Annotated in this window: 17 protein-coding genes; 10 read left to right on the top strand and 7 right to left on the bottom strand. The window is 67.2% G+C overall.

Features of this window, described 5'->3' with window-relative positions; genetic code table 11:
* Window positions 1-3: 3 nt before the first annotated feature.
* The 5 genes from ACWDUN_RS20080 to ACWDUN_RS20100 are packed head-to-tail and all read right to left on the bottom strand — an operon-like array spanning window position 4 to window position 4,056.
* Window positions 4-585, bottom strand: coding sequence for a tripartite tricarboxylate transporter TctB family protein (locus ACWDUN_RS20080; protein WP_449931748.1), 582 nt, complete (start codon window positions 583-585; stop codon window positions 4-6).
* Window positions 582-1,562 carry a tripartite tricarboxylate transporter substrate binding protein gene (locus ACWDUN_RS20085; RefSeq protein WP_449931750.1) on the bottom strand — a complete coding sequence of 327 codons (981 nt, stop codon included), beginning with the start codon at window positions 1,560-1,562 and terminating at the stop codon, window positions 582-584. Before ACWDUN_RS20085 ends, ACWDUN_RS20080 begins: the two co-directional genes overlap by 4 nt.
* A gap of 48 nt (window positions 1,563-1,610) precedes the next feature.
* On the bottom strand, window positions 1,611-2,060 hold the full coding sequence (locus ACWDUN_RS20090; protein ID WP_449931752.1) for a PaaI family thioesterase: 450 nt from the start codon (window positions 2,058-2,060) through the stop codon (window positions 1,611-1,613).
* The gene (locus ACWDUN_RS20095; RefSeq protein WP_449931754.1) at window positions 2,057-2,839 is read right to left on the bottom strand and encodes an enoyl-CoA hydratase-related protein; all 783 of its coding nucleotides are present in this window, start codon (window positions 2,837-2,839) and stop codon (window positions 2,057-2,059) included. The genes ACWDUN_RS20090 and ACWDUN_RS20095 overlap by 4 nt, the downstream gene beginning before the upstream one ends.
* Window positions 2,836-4,056 (bottom strand): CaiB/BaiF CoA transferase family protein, encoded by a 1,221-nt coding sequence (locus tag ACWDUN_RS20100; RefSeq protein WP_449931756.1) that lies wholly within the window; start codon window positions 4,054-4,056, stop codon window positions 2,836-2,838. The genes ACWDUN_RS20095 and ACWDUN_RS20100 overlap by 4 nt, the downstream gene beginning before the upstream one ends.
* A 161-nt stretch (window positions 4,057-4,217) precedes the next feature.
* On the opposite strand from ACWDUN_RS20100, the gene ACWDUN_RS20105 reads away from it, so the two are divergent.
* Window positions 4,218-5,069 carry an IclR family transcriptional regulator gene (locus ACWDUN_RS20105; RefSeq protein ID WP_449931758.1) on the top strand — a complete coding sequence of 284 codons (852 nt, stop codon included), beginning with the start codon at window positions 4,218-4,220 and terminating at the stop codon, window positions 5,067-5,069.
* Between the two features lie 303 nt (window positions 5,070-5,372).
* On the opposite strand, the gene ACWDUN_RS20110 is transcribed toward ACWDUN_RS20105, so the two are convergent.
* On the bottom strand, window positions 5,373-5,663 hold the full coding sequence (locus ACWDUN_RS20110) for a WhiB family transcriptional regulator (RefSeq protein WP_449931760.1): 291 nt from the start codon (window positions 5,661-5,663) through the stop codon (window positions 5,373-5,375).
* 396 nt (window positions 5,664-6,059) lie between these two features.
* On the opposite strand from ACWDUN_RS20110, the gene ACWDUN_RS20115 reads away from it, so the two are divergent.
* The 3 genes from ACWDUN_RS20115 to ACWDUN_RS20125 all read left to right on the top strand — a co-directional run bounded on the left by ACWDUN_RS20115 (window position 6,060) and on the right by ACWDUN_RS20125 (window position 8,710).
* Window positions 6,060-6,854: a hypothetical protein gene (locus ACWDUN_RS20115; RefSeq protein WP_449931762.1), complete on the top strand. Its 795-nt coding sequence runs from the start codon at window positions 6,060-6,062 to the stop codon at window positions 6,852-6,854.
* Window positions 6,855-6,942: 88 nt separating this feature from the next.
* Window positions 6,943-7,521 carry a sigma-70 family RNA polymerase sigma factor gene (locus ACWDUN_RS20120; RefSeq protein ID WP_449931764.1) on the top strand — a complete coding sequence of 193 codons (579 nt, stop codon included), beginning with the start codon at window positions 6,943-6,945 and terminating at the stop codon, window positions 7,519-7,521.
* Window positions 7,514-8,710 (top strand): anti-sigma-D factor RsdA, encoded by a 1,197-nt coding sequence (locus ACWDUN_RS20125; protein WP_449931766.1) that lies wholly within the window; start codon window positions 7,514-7,516, stop codon window positions 8,708-8,710. Before ACWDUN_RS20120 ends, ACWDUN_RS20125 begins: the two co-directional genes overlap by 8 nt.
* Window positions 8,711-8,717: 7 nt before the next feature.
* Here the strand turns inward: ACWDUN_RS20125 and ACWDUN_RS20130 are convergent, their stop codons facing one another.
* Window positions 8,718-9,122, bottom strand: coding sequence for a DUF5319 domain-containing protein (locus ACWDUN_RS20130; RefSeq protein ID WP_447712477.1), 405 nt, complete (start codon window positions 9,120-9,122; stop codon window positions 8,718-8,720).
* Between the two features lie 166 nt (window positions 9,123-9,288).
* Between ACWDUN_RS20130 and guaB the strand changes: the two genes are divergently transcribed.
* The 6 genes from guaB to galT all read left to right on the top strand — a co-directional run bounded on the left by guaB (window position 9,289) and on the right by galT (window position 17,371).
* Complete coding sequence (gene guaB, locus ACWDUN_RS20135) at window positions 9,289-10,830, top strand: IMP dehydrogenase (protein WP_449931768.1); 1,542 nt, start codon at window positions 9,289-9,291, stop codon at window positions 10,828-10,830.
* A 92-nt stretch (window positions 10,831-10,922) separates the two neighbouring features.
* Window positions 10,923-12,098, top strand: a complete 1,176-nt coding sequence (locus tag ACWDUN_RS20140) for a GuaB3 family IMP dehydrogenase-related protein (RefSeq protein ID WP_449931855.1) — start codon at window positions 10,923-10,925, stop codon at window positions 12,096-12,098.
* A gap of 295 nt (window positions 12,099-12,393) precedes the next feature.
* Window positions 12,394-13,482 carry a multiple monosaccharide ABC transporter substrate-binding protein gene (gene chvE, locus ACWDUN_RS20145; RefSeq protein WP_449931770.1) on the top strand — a complete coding sequence of 363 codons (1,089 nt, stop codon included), beginning with the start codon at window positions 12,394-12,396 and terminating at the stop codon, window positions 13,480-13,482.
* Between the two features lie 20 nt (window positions 13,483-13,502).
* Entirely contained in the window at window positions 13,503-15,011 is a 1,509-nt protein-coding gene (gene mmsA, locus ACWDUN_RS20150; RefSeq protein WP_449931856.1) for a multiple monosaccharide ABC transporter ATP-binding protein, read from the top strand.
* On the top strand, window positions 15,008-16,237 hold the full coding sequence (gene mmsB, locus ACWDUN_RS20155; protein WP_449931772.1) for a multiple monosaccharide ABC transporter permease: 1,230 nt from the start codon (window positions 15,008-15,010) through the stop codon (window positions 16,235-16,237). Before mmsA ends, mmsB begins: the two co-directional genes overlap by 4 nt.
* 27 nt (window positions 16,238-16,264) lie before the next feature.
* Entirely contained in the window at window positions 16,265-17,371 is a 1,107-nt protein-coding gene (galT, locus tag ACWDUN_RS20160) for a galactose-1-phosphate uridylyltransferase (protein WP_449931774.1), read from the top strand.
* Window positions 17,372-17,376 lie beyond the last annotated feature (5 nt).

A 17,376-nucleotide genomic window follows, 5' to 3' on the forward strand; every position in this document is an offset into this window, starting at 1 on the left:
TTCCTAGAACTTCGGTAGGATGCCTTGCGGCAGGCCGACATTGAGGCCGGTCTCGAAGGCGAGATACAGCAGCACGGGGACGGCCACCGCGATGATGAGCGCGCGCATGCGATGCCCGGAATCGAGGAACCACAGCGTCGCGGCCAGAAACAGCACTCCCGACAGGGCCGCGCCGAGGACACCGAACAGGCCGACGAAAATGGCCGCGGCGATGACGAACGCGATCAGGGCCAGCGGATGCCGGCCGAGATCGGGCTCGGCGGCTTCCTCCGCGGACTCGACCGCATCGAGCGTCTTGGCTTCGGACCTGGTCAGGTACTCGCTGATCAGGGCGATGACGGTGACCACCATCGCGGTGGCGCCCAGGATGCGGGGGAAGAATCCGGGACCGATCCGGCCGGCCTGGGTCCGCCACTCCATGCCCATCGCCTGCTCGGTGTAGAAGGCGAAGCCCAACAGGATCAGGCCCAGGAAGGCCAGTTTCGGCCAGTTCACCTCGCGCTTGGCCCGCGCCTCCGAGGTCTCGGCGCCGACGTTGACCATGGGCATCGGCTCGGGAGTCGCCGCGTGGGATGCGGTGGTCACAGCGCCCCCTGTTCCTTGAGCGTCTGCTCGAACTCCGCGGTCGTCTCCTCCAGGTACGTGGTGAAGTCCTCGCCCCACTTCACGTCCTCGGTGAGGTAGTTGTCGGCCAGGAAGGCCTGCCATTGTTCGGTTTCCACAACCTGTTTCATGGTGTTGATCCACCAGTCCTTGGCGTAATCGGGAACCTCGGGCGGCAGGATCAGCCCACGCGGCATGGACGGCAGATCCTCCATACCCTTCTCGGCGCCGGTGGGCACATCCGGCAGCGCGGGCAGCCGCTCGTTACCGGTGAACAGCACCGGTTGCATGTCGCCGGACTCGACCTGACCCAAAATGGAGCCCGGGTTGGAGATCATGGCGTCGATGGCACCCGAGAGCAGCGAGGTCTGAACCTGGCCCTCCTCGTTGTAGGGTACGTATTCGAGCTCATACCCGGCGTGCTCGGCGATCAGCGAGCTGAGGATGAAATCGACGTTGACGGTGCCGATTCCGCCGACCACGACGGTGCCCTTGTTCTTGGCGAAGGACACCCAGTCCTCGTAGGTTTCGATGCCGCTGCCGCCGTTGACCAACAGCAGGGCGTCATCGGTGGCCAGCAGTCCGACGTGGGTGAAGCTGGCGTAGGTCCAGCCCGGATCGGCCTGCAGCGGGGTGGTCAGGAACGATCCGGACGTGGTCGACACGTTGTAGGGATTGCCCCTCTGTGACAGCAGGTAGCCCCAGCCGGTGGCCCCGCTGCCGCCTTCACGGTTCTCGACCGCGATGTCGGCGGGGTACATGCCGCCTTCCTGGATGATCTGGACGAGCTTGCGCGCCATCAGGTCGTTACCGCCGCCGGGGCCGAACGCGATGGTCCAGTCCAGTGTCTCGGACGGATAGTCCTCGGCGGAACCGGTGTTGGTGGCGCCACCGCCACAGGCCGGCACCACGAGCGCGACGGCGGACGCGACCGCGGCCAGAGCGATTCTCAGTCGCATGGTGTTCTCCTCGTTGAGTCTGCGAGAGCTGATGTAATGCAGGGGGTTTCAGGATGCGTCGTGACGGAACCAGGAGCCGGTGGCCAGCGCGGCCAGGCGTCCGGAATCGTCGTACAGCTTGGATTCGAGTTGGACGACCCGGCGGCCGCCGTGCACGATGCGTCCGGTGCACACACTGTCGGTGCGCACGGGCCGCATGAAGCGCATCGACATCTCGATGGTGGCGCCGGCCGACAGATACCTGTTGCAGGCGTGGCCCATCGAGATGTCGAGCACGGTGGTGAGGATCCCGCCATGGATGCCGCCGCCGGCGTTGCAGAGATGTGCGGCGAACGGCAGGCGGACCGTGCACGACTTGTCCTCGTCGAGGTAGTCGATGGACAGCCCGAGAAAGGGGATCAGGAAGTAGCGCTCGAAGGCCGGCTCGGCGACCGAGGCGGCGTACTGGGCTGCCTCGACGGGATCGGTCAGTCTGCGTCCGGGATCGATGGTTGTCATGACCAGGTGAACCTCGGCGGACGCTTCTCCAGGAACGACCGCACGCCCTCGGCGTAGTCGTCGGTGTCGAAGGAGGAGTTGCGGATGTCGATGGTGACTTCGTCGTCGGTGGTCTGCCCGCCGAGCGCCAGGTTGACGATCCGCTTGGAGGACCGGACGCTGAACTGCGCCCGCGTGGTGACCAGCCGGGCGAACTCGTAGGTGTGCTTCTCCAGGTCGTCACCGGGGATCAGTTCGTCGATCATGCCCAGGCGCAGCGCATCCTCGGCATGAACATGCTGCCCGGAGAACAGGATCCACTTGGCGCGCGACGGACCGACGGTGTCGATCAGGCGCTTGGTCGACTCCAGGCTGTAGACCAGGCCGAGCTTGGCCGGCGTGATCCCGAACCGCGACCGCTCGTCGGCGAAGCGGATATCGCATGCCAGCGCCAGACCGCAGCCTCCGCCGATGCAGTATCCGTGCACCATCGCGATGAGCGGTTTGGAGAATCCCTCCAGGGCGTGTTCGGCGGCGGCGACGTCCTCGTTGTAGGCCTTGGCCGCGGTGGCGTTGCCGCGCACCTCTTCGAACTCGCTGATATCGGCACCGGAGGCGAAGCTCTTGGTGCCCGCCCCACGCAGGACGACCACCTTCACCGCGGGATCGGAGTCCAGCTCGGCGAAGACCTCCGGCAGCCGGCGGTACATCTGCAGGCTGATCGCATTGTGGGTGTCGGGCTTGTTGAGGCTGACCGTCGCGATCGCCTCATCGCGCTCGAGGAGAATGTGGTCGCTCATTTGTGTCCTTCCTGGAGTTCGGCGTGCGCGTCGAAAAGGATTCCTTCGGTGAACAGGCGGTCGATCTCGTCGGCGTCGACACCGAGCTCGGCGAGTACCGACGCGGTGTGCTGACCGAGCCACGGCGCCGGGGAGCGCACGTCGAACTCGAGATCGGAGAACCGGGTCGGCGGGGCGATGGTCTTCATCGGGCCGATGATGGGGTGCTGAACCTCGGCGATCATGCCGCGTGCCCGGACGTGCGGATCATCAAGTGTCTCTTGATAAGTCAGCACGGGGCCACCGGGAACACCGGCGACGTCGAGACGATCCACCCAGTCGTTGGTGGGCAGCGTGGTGGTGATGGCCTCGATCTCGATCTCGAGTTCGTCGATGTGGGCCATACGTGCATCCAAGTCGATGAAGCGCGCATCGTCGGCCCAATCGGGGCGTTTGAGGACATCGTTGATCAGGCGCAGCCACAACCGTTCGGTGTTCGCGCCGATCGTGACGTAGCCATCAGCGGTCCGGTAGGCCTGATACGGAGTCGACCGCCGGTGCCGCGTCCCGGTCTGTGCCGGCTGCTCGCCGCTGCCGAAGTAGGCGCCGGATTCCCAGACGGTCCAGGCCAATCCGGCGTCGAGCAGGCTGATGTCGATGTACTGGCCGTCGCCGGTCTGGCGGCGGTGCAGTTCGGCGGCCAGGATCGAGTAGATGGCCGTCGCCCCGGCGGCGATGTCGTTGATGGCGATGCCGACCTTGGTGGGCTTGCCGTCGGGCTGGCCGGTCATTCGCAGGAAGCCGCCCAGGCCCTGGGCCATGATGTCGAATCCGGGCCGGTCGCGGTACGGCCCGGTCTGGCCGAACCCGCTGATGGAGCAGTACAGGATGTCCTGGCGGATGGCGCGCACGGAGTCGTAGTCGATGCCGAGTCGCTTGGTGACGCCCGGGCGGAAGTTCTCGACGACCAGGTCCGCCCCGGCGACCATTTCGAGGAACAGTTCCTTGCCGCGCGGTGACTTCAGATCCAGCGCCACCGAACGCTTGCTGCGATTCGGCATCGCGAACGGGTAGCTCTCGCCGTGGATCTTGGGGGCCATCCGACGGGAGTCGTCACCCGTGCCGGGCTGTTCGATCTTGATGACGTCTGCGCCGAGTTCGGCCAGCACCATCGTGCAATAGGGGCCCGAGAGAAACCTCGTCAGATCGAGGACCCGGAAACCGGTGAGGGATCGCATGTGTTCCTTCCGATGGTTCGTGCTTTTCCGCATTGTGGGATATGCTTCACGCGATACGGAAAGGTTAGGCAGTGAGCGGCATCACGTCAAGACCGTGGTGCAATGCGCGTCACTCGACGCGTGCCCGACCCACTGCCGATTCGGCCAAGTGAGGGGAGAAGATGACAGGCGTGGACGGGGTGGAGAAGGCTTCGGAGTCCGGCGAGTCGCCGCGGCGCAATGGCGTGCAGTCGATCGACCGTGCGGTGGCGATCCTGCGCTGTTTCGACGGGCGCAAACCCGAGTTGGGCATCAGCGAGCTGTCCCGGACGACCGGGCTGTCGACCAGCACCGTGCACCGGTTGCTGGCCGCCATGCAGGACAACCACCTGGTCCGCCAGACCGGCACCAAGCGGTACGGATTGGGCCCACTGTTGTTGCAACTGGCCAATTCCGGTGCGATGCCACGCAGTCTGCGCGAGGCGGCGCTGCCATTCATGACCGATCTGCGCGACGAGTTCGACGAGACGATTGGTCTGCACGAGTTGTTGGCGACGGGTCAGCGCATCGTCGCCGCCCAGGTCGAGAGTCACCAGGAACTGCGCCGCACCTACACCGACATCGGGGTGCCCATCAGGCTGGTCTACGGCGGGCCGGGCAAGGCGATCCTGTGCGCGCTGCCCGAGGCGGAATGGCCGGCCCAGTTGGCCGCCGAGATCGACTCACTGACCTCGCGCACGACCGTCGATGCCGTCGAGGTGGAACGGGAGCTCCGCGCGGCCCGGTCACGCGGCTACGCGCGGTCGCGCGGACAACGCACGATGGGGATAAGTGCCGTCGCCGCACCGGTTTTCGATCACACCCAGCGCGTGGTCGGTGCCATCGGCGCGTCGGTGCCGGAAGTGAGGATGACCCCCGAGCGCGAGGATCTGATCGGCGCGCGGGTGCGCGAGGTCGCCTGGCAGTTGTCGACGACGCTGGGCGCCACCATCGACGGGGTGCGCGAGCGGGTGCCCGATATCCGGCTGGGCTGACGGTTCGGGCGCCCCCATGTGCGTGGCTTCAGGATCGTGGGCCGGGCCGCCACGAGGCTGAAGCTGGCTAGGTGATCGGCCCGCCGAGATGTGCGTGGCTTCAGTTTGGTGGGCCGGGCCGCTACGAGGCTGAACTCAGGTAGGTGATCGGCCCGCCGAGATGTGCGTGGCTTCAGTTTGGTGGGTCGGGTCGCTACGAGGCTGAACTCAGGTAGGTGATCGGCCCGCCGAGACGTGCGTGGCTTCAGTTTGGTGGGCCGGGCCGCCACGAGGCTGAAATCAGGTAGATCCGGCCGGGCAAAGCTAGGCGCTGCGCCGCATCCCGCGCTTGAGCAGCAGTTCGCGTTCGGACTCGGACAGCCCGCCCCAGATGCCATAGGGTTCGCCGACGGCCAGCGCATGGGACCGGCACTGGGCGATCACCGGGCAGACCCGGCACAGTTCCTTGGCGCGCATCTCGCGCTGGGCACGGGCGCGGCCACGCTCACCGTCGGGGTGGAAGAACACCGAGGAATCGACACCCCGGCAATGTCCCTGCATTTGCCAATCCCAGATATCGGCGTTGGGTCCGGGCAGTTGCTGCGGCTGTGGCATTTGAAAACCCCTCTCTTCACACTCATTTCGCGAATCGCGTGAGTGCGTGAGTCGCGGAACTGAACCGAGCCGTGTCGCCGATGACTACTCGTGCACACAAGGTAGAAGCGCTACCGAAAAATCGTCAATAGTCGAGATCGGCGCGAAATGGCATCGCAGCAGGCCACGAATTTACTTCACGTTCATCATGTTCACCTGCGGGCAATCCCCGCAGTGCTTCCACGTTGGGTCGTGCGTCGCCCGGCGCGGCGTTTCCCCTGTTCGCACAGGTTCGATCCATTTTGCGAAGCGCGGCCGGTTGACCTGCCCGTAACGTGATGACCATCAATTGTTAACCATGGTCGAATTGGTCACGTTTTCTGCGACATTGCCCCGCGTTGATAGCGTCGCAGGGCGATGGACCAATCGACCACCGACCCGACGGCCACCCTGACCGCGGCGGCGTTCGGCGCCAACCCGCAGGTCTGGCCGTTGCCGACGGTGGTCGACCCACGCGATCGGTGGCTGCGCGCCGTGGCCGCCGGCGGGCAGGGCCACTACGCGGTGGCGCTGTCCGAGCTCGACGTGATGACCCGGGACCGATCCAGCGGCCCGCTCGTCTCGCTGGCCCACAGCACCCGCGCCTCGTTCCTGCGCCAACTCGGCGGCCACCGCGCCGCGGCGGGCTGGGACGGTCGGGCACTCGCCGAGGCGGGCACCGATCCGCACGCGCGCGCCGACGCGCTCGTCGGGCTGGCCGCCGATGCCCTGGGCGTCGGCAGGCTGGCCATGTCGGCGCGGCTGCTGTCCGTCGCGGCGGACGTCTCCGACACCGGCCGCGGGGCCGTCCGCCTGCACTGGGTATCGGCCGAACTGGCCATGGCGGGAGGCGACGGTGCGGCGGCGCTGACACACGCCGAGCGCGCCGTCGCGTCGGCCGACACGCTCGGGTCGGTGCGGCACTGTGCCAAATCACAGGTGGTCTTGGCCGCGGCGCTGTGCTGTGCCGGTGACCTGGACCGGTCGCGCCGGGTCGCCGACGCCGCCTTCACCGCCACCGCAGAGTCAGGGCTGGTCCCGCTGCATTGGGCGCTGGCCTGCCTGCTCGCCGACATCGGCAGCGCGGCACATCCGGGCGCTGCCGTCAGGGCCGCTCGCGACGAAGCCGCCGATACAGTGCGACGCAGAGGCGGCGTGTGGTCGCGTCGCTGAAGCGTTTCACCCTGTTGCGATCGTTAATGTTTGTTTGGCGCACCCGCCCGGCTGCGTCCCATCCGTAACGCTGGAGAGATCACCCACGATGACCATTTCGGGAGAACGTCTCGATGCTGTCGTCGCTGAGGCTGTGGCGGGGGACAGGGACGCTCTTCGGGTGGTCTTGGAGACCATCCGCCCGATCATCGTCCGGTATTGCCGGGCCCGGATCGGGTCAGCTGAACGGAGTGGTCTGTCCGCAGACGACATTGCGCAGGAGGTGTGCTTGGCCGCCATCACGGCGTTGCCGCGTTACAGAGATCAGGGGCGACCGTTCCTGGCCTTTGTGTACGGCATTGCTGCGCACAAGCTCGCCGATGCCCACCGGGCCTCGGCACGCAACCGCGCCGAGCCCACCGACAACGTGCCCGAGCGGTTGTCCGGCGAGGCCGGCCCGGAACAGCTGGCCATCGACGCCGATGCCTCGGCGCGGATGGAGAAGCTGCTGGCGATCCTGCCGGACAAACAGCGCGAGATCCTGATCCTGCGCGTGGTGGTCGGGATGAGCGCCGAAGAGACCGCCGAAGCGGTCGGTTCCACACCGGGGGCAGTGCGGGTCGCCCAGCACCGCGCCCTGGCCAAACTCAAATCGGAGATCACGGGAGGAGGGGAACAATATGCCTGATTTCGGTCGCTGGACCGCCAACGGCGGTGACCCCTCCCTCAATGACATCAACCGGGCCGACCGGTTCCTGGATGCGCTGGCCGGTGAGCAGCCGGTGTACTCCACCGACCGCGGTGATGCCGAGCTCGCCGCGCTGCTGTCCGGCTGGCGCGATGACGTCCGACAGGTCCCGATGGATCATGTCGTCACACCGTCGCAGGCCACGGCCGCGCTGGTCGATGCCACCAACCGACCCGGTCGACGCAACCGGATGGGTCTGGCGGTGGTGGGTTCTGCCGCCGCCGCGGTGCTGTGCCTCGGCGGCTTCGGCACCGCCGTCTTCGCGGCCGGCCCGGGCGATGGTCTGTACGGAATCCGCACGATGATCTTCGGTGAAGAGCGCGCCACTCGCGATGACGCCGTGGTGCTCGCCGCCCAGACCGAGCTCGCGCAGGTGCAGCAGCTCGTCGAGCAGGGGCAGTGGGATCAGGCCCAGGACAAGCTCGCCGCGCTGTCGGCGACGGTGCAGAGCGTCGGCCCCGTGGAACAGAAGCAAGACCTGATCGAACAGTGGAATGCGTTGACCTACAAGGTCGTCGAGCAGGATGCCACCGCGACCCTGCCGCCCGTGGGCGAGCCGCTGCCGGTGCTTCCGCCCTCGCCGCTGACGCTGCTGCCGATCCCGGTGATCGAGGAGAGCGTCACGGTCACCACGACACCCGGTCCCGAGGTGTCCGCGACCTCCGGCGCGCCGACCTCCACGGAAACCTCACCGTCGACCTCGCCGACCGAGACGTCACCGACGGCGCCGACCTCGACCGGTCCGCAGAGCTCCACCAGCGCGGAGCCGACGAGTACGCAACCCACGAGCGCGGCGCCCACCAGTTCCGCGGCGCCGACATCCGCCTCGACGCCGCCGCCCACGTCGGCCACCAGCACGGTGCCGACCACGACCGCGGCACCCACGACCACGGCACCCACCACCACCGCTGCGACGACCACTGCGGCGCCGACGACGACCACCACGACGGTGGCGCCGAGCGTGGTCGAGGAACCGGTCGCCGAGGAGGAGCCGGTGCAGACTCAGGCGCCGGTGGCGACCGAACCGGTGATCGAGCCGACGGGATCGCCGGAATCAGCTGTCGAGGAGGCGGCGCCGACGGTCGTCACGACCACCACGGTGCCCGCGGCCGCCGGCGACGAGGAATAGTCCGAACTCAGCGGTAGCCGTCGGGTTCCGAGGTCGCCTCGTTGAGCGACGCATCGGCATAGCCGCGGCAGTAATCCCAGGTGACGTAGGCGTCGGGCTCGGGATCGTAGGCCGGCTCGTGCGGGCGGACGGTGCCGTCGACGAGCAGCTGCAGCAGGTTGGCGCGCAGCATGTCCCAGTCGTGGTAGTGGTCCTGCTGGCATTCGTCGCAGCAGACGACGAGGCCACGAATACCTCGGTGCGCCAACAGTGCCTCGTACACCGCCAGATCGGCCAGGTCCGCCTCGACGGCGCTGCGCTCCTGCGGATCGAGTGGCAGACCGGGCTCAATCGCATCGAGAGCCGCCGAGGGATCGGACGGGTCATCGGCGAACGGGTCAGGCGGCAGGCCCGGCGGGAGGTCATCACGCACGGATCTAGCCTACGCAGCCATGCTGGCTTCACGCCACCGGTTGCGCGGCGCGCCGCGACGGCGTCGACGCGGGCCGCGCACCCGCAGCGTGGCGGCGAGCGTCCAGGTCAGTGCCGATAGGATGAGGTCTTGGATTCACGACTTTTTGCTAGTGGAGGCTCCACCCATGTCGATCGCTGAAAGCAGCGTCCCGCTCGCCCTACCGGTGCCCACCGGCGGCGACGATCCGACCAAGATCGCGATGCTGGGCCTGACCTTCGACGATGTGCTGCTGCTGCCGGCCGCGTCGGACGTGGTGCCGGCCAATGTCGACACCTCCAGCCAGCTCACCAAGCGCATCCGGCTGCGGGTGCCGCTGGTCAGCTCGGCGATGGACACCGTCACCGAATCCCGGATGGCCATCGCCATGGCCCGCGCCGGCGGCATGGGTGTGCTGCACCGCAACCTGTCGATCGCCGAACAGGCCGGCCAGGTCGAGACGGTCAAGCGTTCCGAGGCCGGCATGGTGACCGATCCGGTGACCTGCTCACCGGACAACACGCTGGCCGAGGTCGACGCCATGTGCGCGCGGTTCCGCATCTCGGGCCTGCCCGTCGTCGATGGCGAGGGCGCACTCGTCGGGATCATCACCAACCGCGATATGCGCTTCGAGGTCGACCAGTCCAAGCCCGTTTCCGAGGTGATGACCAAGGCGCCGCTGATCACCGCCCAGGCCGGGGTGTCGGCCGAGGCCGCACTGGGGCTGCTGCGTCGCCACAAGATCGAGAAGCTGCCGATCGTGGACGGCAACGGCAAGCTGACCGGGCTGATCACCGTCAAGGACTTCGTCAAGACCGAGCAGTTCCCGCTGTCCACCAAGGACAGCGACGGCCGGCTGCTGGTCGGCGCCGCCGTCGGTATCGGCGACGACGCCTGGACCCGCGCCATGACCTTGGTCGATGCCGGGGTCGACGTGCTGATCGTCGACACCGCGCACGCGCACAACCGCCTGGTGCTCGACATGGTCAGCCGCCTCAAGGCCACCGTGGGTGAGACGGTCGACGTCGTCGGCGGCAATGTCGCCACCCGCGCCGCGGCCGCCGCGCTGTGCGATGCCGGCGCCGATGCCGTCAAGGTCGGCGTGGGCCCCGGCTCCATCTGCACCACGCGCGTGGTGGCCGGTGTGGGCGCCCCGCAGATCACCGCGATCCTGGAAGCGGTGGCGGCCTGCTCACGCAAGGGTGTGCCGGTCATCGCGGACGGCGGCCTGCAGTACTCGGGCGATATCGCCAAGGCGCTGGCCGCCGGCGCCTCGACGGCGATGCTCGGCTCGTTGCTGGCCGGTACCGCCGAATCACCCGGTGAGCTGATCTTCGTCAACGGCAAGCAGTTCAAGAGCTACCGCGGGATGGGATCGCTGGGTGCCATGCAGGGCCGGGGTGCGGCCAAGTCCTTCTCCAAGGACCGTTACTTCCAGGACGATGTGCTCTCCGAGGACAAGCTGGTGCCCGAGGGCATCGAGGGCCGCGTGCCGTTCCGCGGGCCGCTGGGCACCGTCATCCATCAGCTGACCGGTGGATTGCGGGCGGCCATGGGCTACACCGGATCCGACACCATCGAGCATCTGCAGCAGGCGCAGTTCGTGCAGATCACCGCGGCCGGCCTGAAGGAAAGCCACCCGCACGACATCACCATGACCGTCGAAGCGCCGAACTACTACGCGCGCTGATCGCCGAAATGAACATTTCGGCGCGCACATGCGACTAGATCTCGCCAGAACGTCGATTTCGCCAAGAACTGAGGGGCCCTTACATGCGTGACATGGTTGAGATCGGCATGGGCAGAACCGCCCGCCGCACCTACGAGCTCGACGACATCAACATCGTCCCGTCCCGGCGCACCCGCTCGTCCAAGGACGTGTCGACCGCCTGGCAGCTCGATGCCTACCGGTTCGAGATCCCGGTGGTGGCACACCCCACCGATGCGCTGGTGTCGGTCGAGTTCGCCATCGAGATGGGCCGCCTCGGCGGCCTCGGCGTGCTCAACGGTGAGGGTCTGATCGGCAGGCACGCCGATGTCGAGGACAAGGTGGCCCAGGTCATCGACGTGGCCAAGAACTCCGAGGACGAGTCGGCCGCCATCCGGTTGCTGCAGCAACTGCATGCCGCGCCGCTGGATCCCGAGCTGCTCGGTGCCGCGGTCGCGCGCATCCGTGAGGCGGGCGTGACGACCGCGGTGCGGGTCAGCCCGCAGAACGCCGCGGCGCTGACGCCGGCGCTGGTGACCGCGGGGATCGACCTGCTGGTCATCCAGGGCACCATCATCTCCGCCGAGCGCGTCGCCAATGACGGGGAACCGCTCAACCTGAAGACGTTCATCTCCGAGCTCGACGTGCCGGTGGTCGCCGGCGGTGTGCTCGATCACCGCACCGCGCTGCACCTGATGCGCACCGGTGCGGCCGGCGTCATCGTCGGTTACGGCTCCACCTCCGGGGTGACGACCTCCGATGAGGTGCTCGGTATCAGCGTCCCGATGGCCACCGCCATCGCCGACGCCGCCGCGGCCCGACGCGAATACCTCGACGAGACCGGCGGGCGCTACGTGCACGTGCTGGCCGACGGTGACATCCACACCTCCGGTGACCTGGCCAAGGCCATCGCCTGCGGCGCCGACGCCGTCGTGCTCGGCACCCCTCTGGCGGTTGCCGACGAGGCCCAAGGAGGCGGCTGGTTCTGGCCGTCGGCGGCCGCGCACCCGTCGCTGCCGCGCGGTGCCCTGCTGCAGGTCGGCCTGGGCGACCGCCCGTCGCTGCCGCGCGGTGCCCTGCTGCAGGTCGGCCTGGGCGACCGCCCGGCGCTGTCGCAGGTGCTCAGCGGACCCTCCGACGATCCGTTCGGCTCGCTGAATCTGGTCGGGGGATTGCGCCGCTCGATGGCCAAGGCCGGCTACTGCGATCTCAAGGAATTCCAGAAGGTCGGTCTGACGGTCGACGGCTGAGCCGGTGCGCCATGCCTTGCGCCGGTCGATGTTAAAGCTCACATCGACCGGTGGCTGCGGTGTGCTTGGGTTGGTGATCGGCATGGCCGCGAGGCCCGTCGATAACGCGCTGTACTGCTGACTTCCTGTGATCGGTCGCGCGGCCATTGACAACCAGTGAAGTGGCTCACATACTCTTACCTTGGTTGTTAACGTTCACATTCGTAGCTCGGCGGAGTGCACCCGGGCCGTCGGATGTGGCGCATGACGAATGCGGTTCGACCCGCATCGGAAGTCAATGGTCAAGGAGGAATCGATGCGAAAGCTGTCCTGGTGGATCGCGCTGATGATGGCCGCCGCCCTCGCCCTGGTGGGTTGCGGGCGGTCCACGGACACCGCGAGTGGCGGTGAGCAGGAGAAGGGCACCATCGGCATCGCCATGCCCACCAAATCCTCCGAACGCTGGGTCGGCGACGGCCAGAACATGGTCGACCAGTTCCAGGCACTGGGTTACCAGACCGATCTGCAGTACGGCGACGATGTGGTCCAGAACCAGGTCTCCCAGATCGAGAACATGATCACCAAGGGTGTCCAGCTTCTGGTGGTCGCGCCGATCGACGGCTCGTCGCTGACCAACATCCTGCAGCGCGCCGCAGATGCCGACATCCCCGTGATCAGTTACGACCGCCTGATCAAGGGCACCCCCAACGTCGACTACTACGCGACCTTCGACAACTTCGAAGTCGGTGTGCTGCAGGCGCAGTACATCGTCGACAAGCTCGGCGTCGCCGGTGGGGCCGGTCCGTTCAACATCGAGATCTTCGCCGGTTCGCCCGATGACAACAATGCGACCTTCTTCTACGACGGCGCGATGAGCGTGCTGACGCCCTATCTGGACAGCGGCAAGCTGGTCGTCCCCAGCGGCCAGACCACCTTCGATCAGGTGGCAACCCTGCGCTGGGACGGTGGACTGGCGCAGTCGCGCACCGACAATCTGCTCAGCCAGGCGTACACCACCGCTCGGCTTGACGCCGTCCTGTCGCCCTATGACGGCATCTCGCGCGGCGTGATCTCGGCGCTCAAGAGCGCCGGTTACGGCAACGCGGCCAAGCCGTTGCCCATCGTCACCGGCCAGGACGCCGAAGTGGCCTCCGTGCAGTCGATCATCGCCGGCGAGCAGACCCAGACCGTCTTCAAGGACACCCGCAAGCTCGCCGAGGCGGCCGTCGGAGTTTCCGACGCGGTGCTGACCGGCGGCACCCCGGAGGTCAACGACACCGAGACCTACGACAACGGTGACAAGGTGGTGCCGGCCTACCTGCTGGAGCCGGTCAGCGTCGACAAGACCAACTACCAGCAGGTGCTGATCGACTCGGGCTTCTACACCCCGGATCAGTTGCAGTGACCGGTACGCCACTGCTGGAGATGCGGGGGATCAGCAAGGAATTCCCCGGCGTGAAGGCACTTTCCGAGGTCGATCTGACGGTCGCGGCCGGAACCATCCACGCGATCTGCGGCGAGAACGGCGCAGGCAAGTCCACCCTGATGAAGGTGCTCAGCGGGGTCTACCCGCACGGCAGCTATGGCGGGGAGATCCTGTTCGACGGTGCGCCCTGTGCGTTCCGCGACATCCGATCCAGTGAGCGCTGCGGAATCGCCATCATCCACCAGGAACTGGCCTTGGTGCCGTATCTGTCCATCGCCGAGAACATGTTCCTGGGCAACGAGATTGCTCGCCGCGGCGTGCTCAGCTGGCACAAGACCATGGAGCAGGCGCAGGTGCTGATGGACCGGGTCGGTCTGCAGGAGAGCCCGCAGACCCGGGTCTCCGACATCGGCGTCGGCAAGCAGCAACTCGTCGAGATCGCCAAGGCACTGTCCAAGGACGTCCGGCTGCTCATCCTCGACGAACCGACGGCGGCACTTAACGATTCGGACAGCCGGCACCTGCTGGAGTTGATCGTCGGGCTCCGCGAGCACGGCATCACCTCGATCATCATCTCGCACAAGCTCAACGAGGTGCTGCAGGTGGCCGACAGCGTGACGACGCTGCGCGACGGTCGCACCATCGGCACCGTGCCCGTCGACGAGACGCTCACCGAGGATGCGATCGTGCGGGCGATGGTGGGCCGTGACCTGACCGACCGGTTCCCGGCGCGCGAAACCGGCGGAATCGGCGATGTGGTGTTCTCGGTGGCCAATTGGACCGTGCGGCATCCGATCGACCAGCAGCGCAAGGTCGTCGACGATGTCACGCTCGATGTGCGGGCAGGCGAGATCGTCGGTATCGCCGGCCTGATGGGCGCGGGTCGCACCGAACTCGCGATGAGTGTGTTCGGACGATCCTACGGGAGATACGAGAGCGGCAAGGTCTTCAAGGGCGACCGCGAGATCGACACCAGCACCGTGCCACGCGCCATCGACAACGGCATCGCCTACGCCACCGAGGACCGAAAGACACTCGGGCTGAACCTCATGGACAGCATCGCCACCAGCATCAGCCTGGCCTCACTCGGCAAGGTCAGCCGACGGTCCGTCATCGACCATCACGAGGAAACGCGTGTCGGCGAACAGTTCCGGACTTCGATGCGCATCAAGGCCGGGTCGGTACAGACCGCCACCGGCAAGCTCTCCGGCGGCAATCAACAGAAGGTGGTGCTCAGCAAGTGGCTGTTCACCGACCCCGATGTGCTGATCCTCGACGAGCCGACCCGCGGTATCGACGTCGGGGCCAAACACGAGATCTACGTGCTGATCAACGAACTCGCCGCGCGCGGCAAGGCCGTCCTGATCATCTCCTCGGAACTGCCCGAACTCCTGGGCCTGTGCGACCGGATCTACACCCTCAGCCAGGGCCGGGTGACCGGTGAGGTGCCGCGCGCCGACGCAACCCAGGAAATCTTGATGCACCACATGATGAAAGGCTCAGCGTGACCATCACCGCGAAACAACCCGCACCGTTGCGGCCGGACGTCCCACCGCCCGGAGGTGGCGGCAATGCGGTGACCCGATTCCTGATGGCGCACGTGCGCCAATCCGGGATGGTGGTGGCGCTTCTCGCGATCCTGTTGCTGTTCGAGATCTGGACCAACGGCATCGTGCTCAAACCGCTCAACGTCACCAACATCATCCAGCAGAACGGCTACATCCTCGTCCTCGCGATCGGGATGGTCATCGTCATCATCAACGGGCACATCGACCTGTCGGTGGGCTCGGTCGCGGCGTTCACCGGTGCGATGGCCGGCGTGCTGATGGTGCGCAGCGACATGCCGTGGCTGCTGGCCACCGTGCTGTGCATCGCCATGGGCGCGCTCATCGGTGCCTGGCAGGGCTTCTGGATCGCCTACGTCGGTATCCCGTCGTTCATCGTGACCCTCGGCGGCATGCTGGTGTTCCGCGGCGCCACCCAGTACGTGCTCGAAGGCCAATCCATTGCACCGATGCCGCGCGGCCTGGAGCAGATCAGCAGCGGGTTCCTGCCCGAGCTCGGCAATGCCGCGCTCTATCACTGGCCGACGGTGATCCTCGGCGGTATCGCCGTCATCGCCGCCGTCGTCATGCAGATCCGACGTCGCCGCGCGCAACTGCAGTACGGCCAGGAGGTGTCCGGCACGGCGTTGTTCATCGCCAAATGCGCAGGCATCGTCGCCGCCCTCGCCGCGGTGACCCTGCTGCTGGCCAGCTACCGCGGCGTCCCGATCGTCGGCATCATCCTGGTCGTCCTGACACTGATCTACGCCTTCCTGATGCGCAACACGGTGTTCGGCCGCCAGGTCTACGCCGTGGGTGGCAATGCCGCGGCCGCAAGCCTTTCCGGGGTGCGCAACAAGCGGGTGACCCTGCTGGTGTTCGTCAACATGGGGATGCTGGCCGCGGTCGCGGGGTTGCTGTTCGCCGCGCGGCTGAACTCGGCCACCCCGCAGGCCGGTATCAACTTCGAGCTCGAGGCGATTGCCGCCGCATTCATCGGCGGCGCATCCTCCAGCGGCGGGGTGGGCACCGTGTTCGGAGCCATCATCGGTGGTCTGGTGCTCGGCGTGCTCAACAACGGCATGTCGATCCTGGGCATCGGCAGCGATGTGCAGCAGGTCATCAAGGGCCTCGTGCTGCTGGCAGCGGTCGGCTTCGACATCTACAACAAGCGCCGGGGCGGGCGGTAACGCGTGCCGGCGACCATCGCGGGCACGGTGAGCAAGACCGTCACGACGCTGTCCGACGGCCGACGCCTCATCTACTTCGACGAGGTCGACGTCGACGGCCGGATCCGGCGAAGCGGGGGACTGACCGACACCCGACACCTCGAGACCGCCACGTCTGCGGCGCAGTTGCGCTACGACGTGCTCACCGGGGAATGGGTCACCATCGCCGCGCAACGGATGGATCGGACATTCCTGCCCGCACGTGATGCCTCCCCGTTGGCGCCGACCAGGCCGGGATCGGCGGCCACCGAGATCCCCGCCGCCGACTACGACGTCGTGGTGTTCGAAAACCGTTTCCCGGCGTTGTCCCCACGTGCCGTGGCGACCGCGCCGGTGATCGACGGGGAACCGTTGTGGCCGCAGGCGCCGGGCCGAGGGGGTTGTGAGGTGGTGTGCTTCACCAGTGACCCGAACGCCAGTTTCGCCGACCTGTCGCACCGGCGGGTGCGCACCGTCATCGAGGCGTGGGCCGACCGCACCGCCGAACTCTCGGCGACACCCGGTGTGCAGCAGGTCTTTTGCTTCGAGAACCGGGGCCGCGAGATCGGGGTGACGCTGACCCACCCGCACGGTCAGATATACGCCTATCCCTTCCAGCCGCCCCGCACCCGGGCGCTCGTTGCGCAGGCACGCAGGCATGCCGCGGCGACCGGAGCCGACCTGTTCGCCGATGTGCTGGCCGCCGAGCGACGATCGGGTCGGCGGGTCCTGGTCGCCGGTGAGCACTGGACGGCGTTCGTGCCGGCCGCGGCCCGGTGGCCGTTGGAGATCCACCTGATGCCGCACCGCGACGTCCCCGACTTCTGCGCGCTCAGCGGGGCCGAACGGGTGGAACTGGCCGCGGTGTACCTGCAGTTGCTGCAGAGGGTGGACCGATTCTTCGACGGCGTCGACCAGACGCCCTACATCGCGGCCTGGCACCAGGCGCCGCTGGGGGCCGACCGCCCGTACGGGCGGCTGCACCTGCAACTGTTCTCGCTGATGCGTTCTCCGGGCCGGATGAAGTATCTGGCCGGATCGGAATCCGCGATGGGGGCGTGGGTCAACGACACCACCCCGGAACGGATCGCCGACCGGCTGCGGGAGGTCGCGTGAGCCGG

Source organism: Mycobacterium sp. NPDC003323 (assembly GCF_053589535.1).

Excerpts from the sequence above, each read along its gene's own strand:
- chvE (WP_449931770.1), top strand. The coding sequence starts at position 12,394 with ATGCGAAAGCTGTCCTGGTGGATCGCGCTGATGATGGCCGCCGCCCTC.
- ACWDUN_RS20105 (WP_449931758.1), top strand. The coding sequence starts at position 4,218 with ATGACAGGCGTGGACGGGGTGGAGAAGGCTTCGGAGTCCGGCGAGTCG.
- ACWDUN_RS20085 (WP_449931750.1), bottom strand. The coding sequence starts at position 1,562 with ATGCGACTGAGAATCGCTCTGGCCGCGGTCGCGTCCGCCGTCGCGCTC.
- mmsA (WP_449931856.1), top strand. The coding sequence starts at position 13,503 with ATGCGGGGGATCAGCAAGGAATTCCCCGGCGTGAAGGCACTTTCCGAG.
- ACWDUN_RS20110 (WP_449931760.1), bottom strand. The coding sequence starts at position 5,663 with ATGCCACAGCCGCAGCAACTGCCCGGACCCAACGCCGATATCTGGGAT.
- ACWDUN_RS20100 (WP_449931756.1), bottom strand. The coding sequence starts at position 4,056 with ATGCGATCCCTCACCGGTTTCCGGGTCCTCGATCTGACGAGGTTTCTC.
- ACWDUN_RS20095 (WP_449931754.1), bottom strand. The coding sequence starts at position 2,839 with ATGAGCGACCACATTCTCCTCGAGCGCGATGAGGCGATCGCGACGGTC.
- ACWDUN_RS20140 (WP_449931855.1), top strand. The coding sequence starts at position 10,923 with ATGGTTGAGATCGGCATGGGCAGAACCGCCCGCCGCACCTACGAGCTC.
- ACWDUN_RS20125 (WP_449931766.1), top strand. The coding sequence starts at position 7,514 with ATGCCTGATTTCGGTCGCTGGACCGCCAACGGCGGTGACCCCTCCCTC.
- guaB (WP_449931768.1), top strand. The coding sequence starts at position 9,289 with ATGTCGATCGCTGAAAGCAGCGTCCCGCTCGCCCTACCGGTGCCCACC.
- ACWDUN_RS20115 (WP_449931762.1), top strand. The coding sequence starts at position 6,060 with ATGGACCAATCGACCACCGACCCGACGGCCACCCTGACCGCGGCGGCG.
- ACWDUN_RS20090 (WP_449931752.1), bottom strand. The coding sequence starts at position 2,060 with ATGACAACCATCGATCCCGGACGCAGACTGACCGATCCCGTCGAGGCA.
- ACWDUN_RS20120 (WP_449931764.1), top strand. The coding sequence starts at position 6,943 with ATGACCATTTCGGGAGAACGTCTCGATGCTGTCGTCGCTGAGGCTGTG.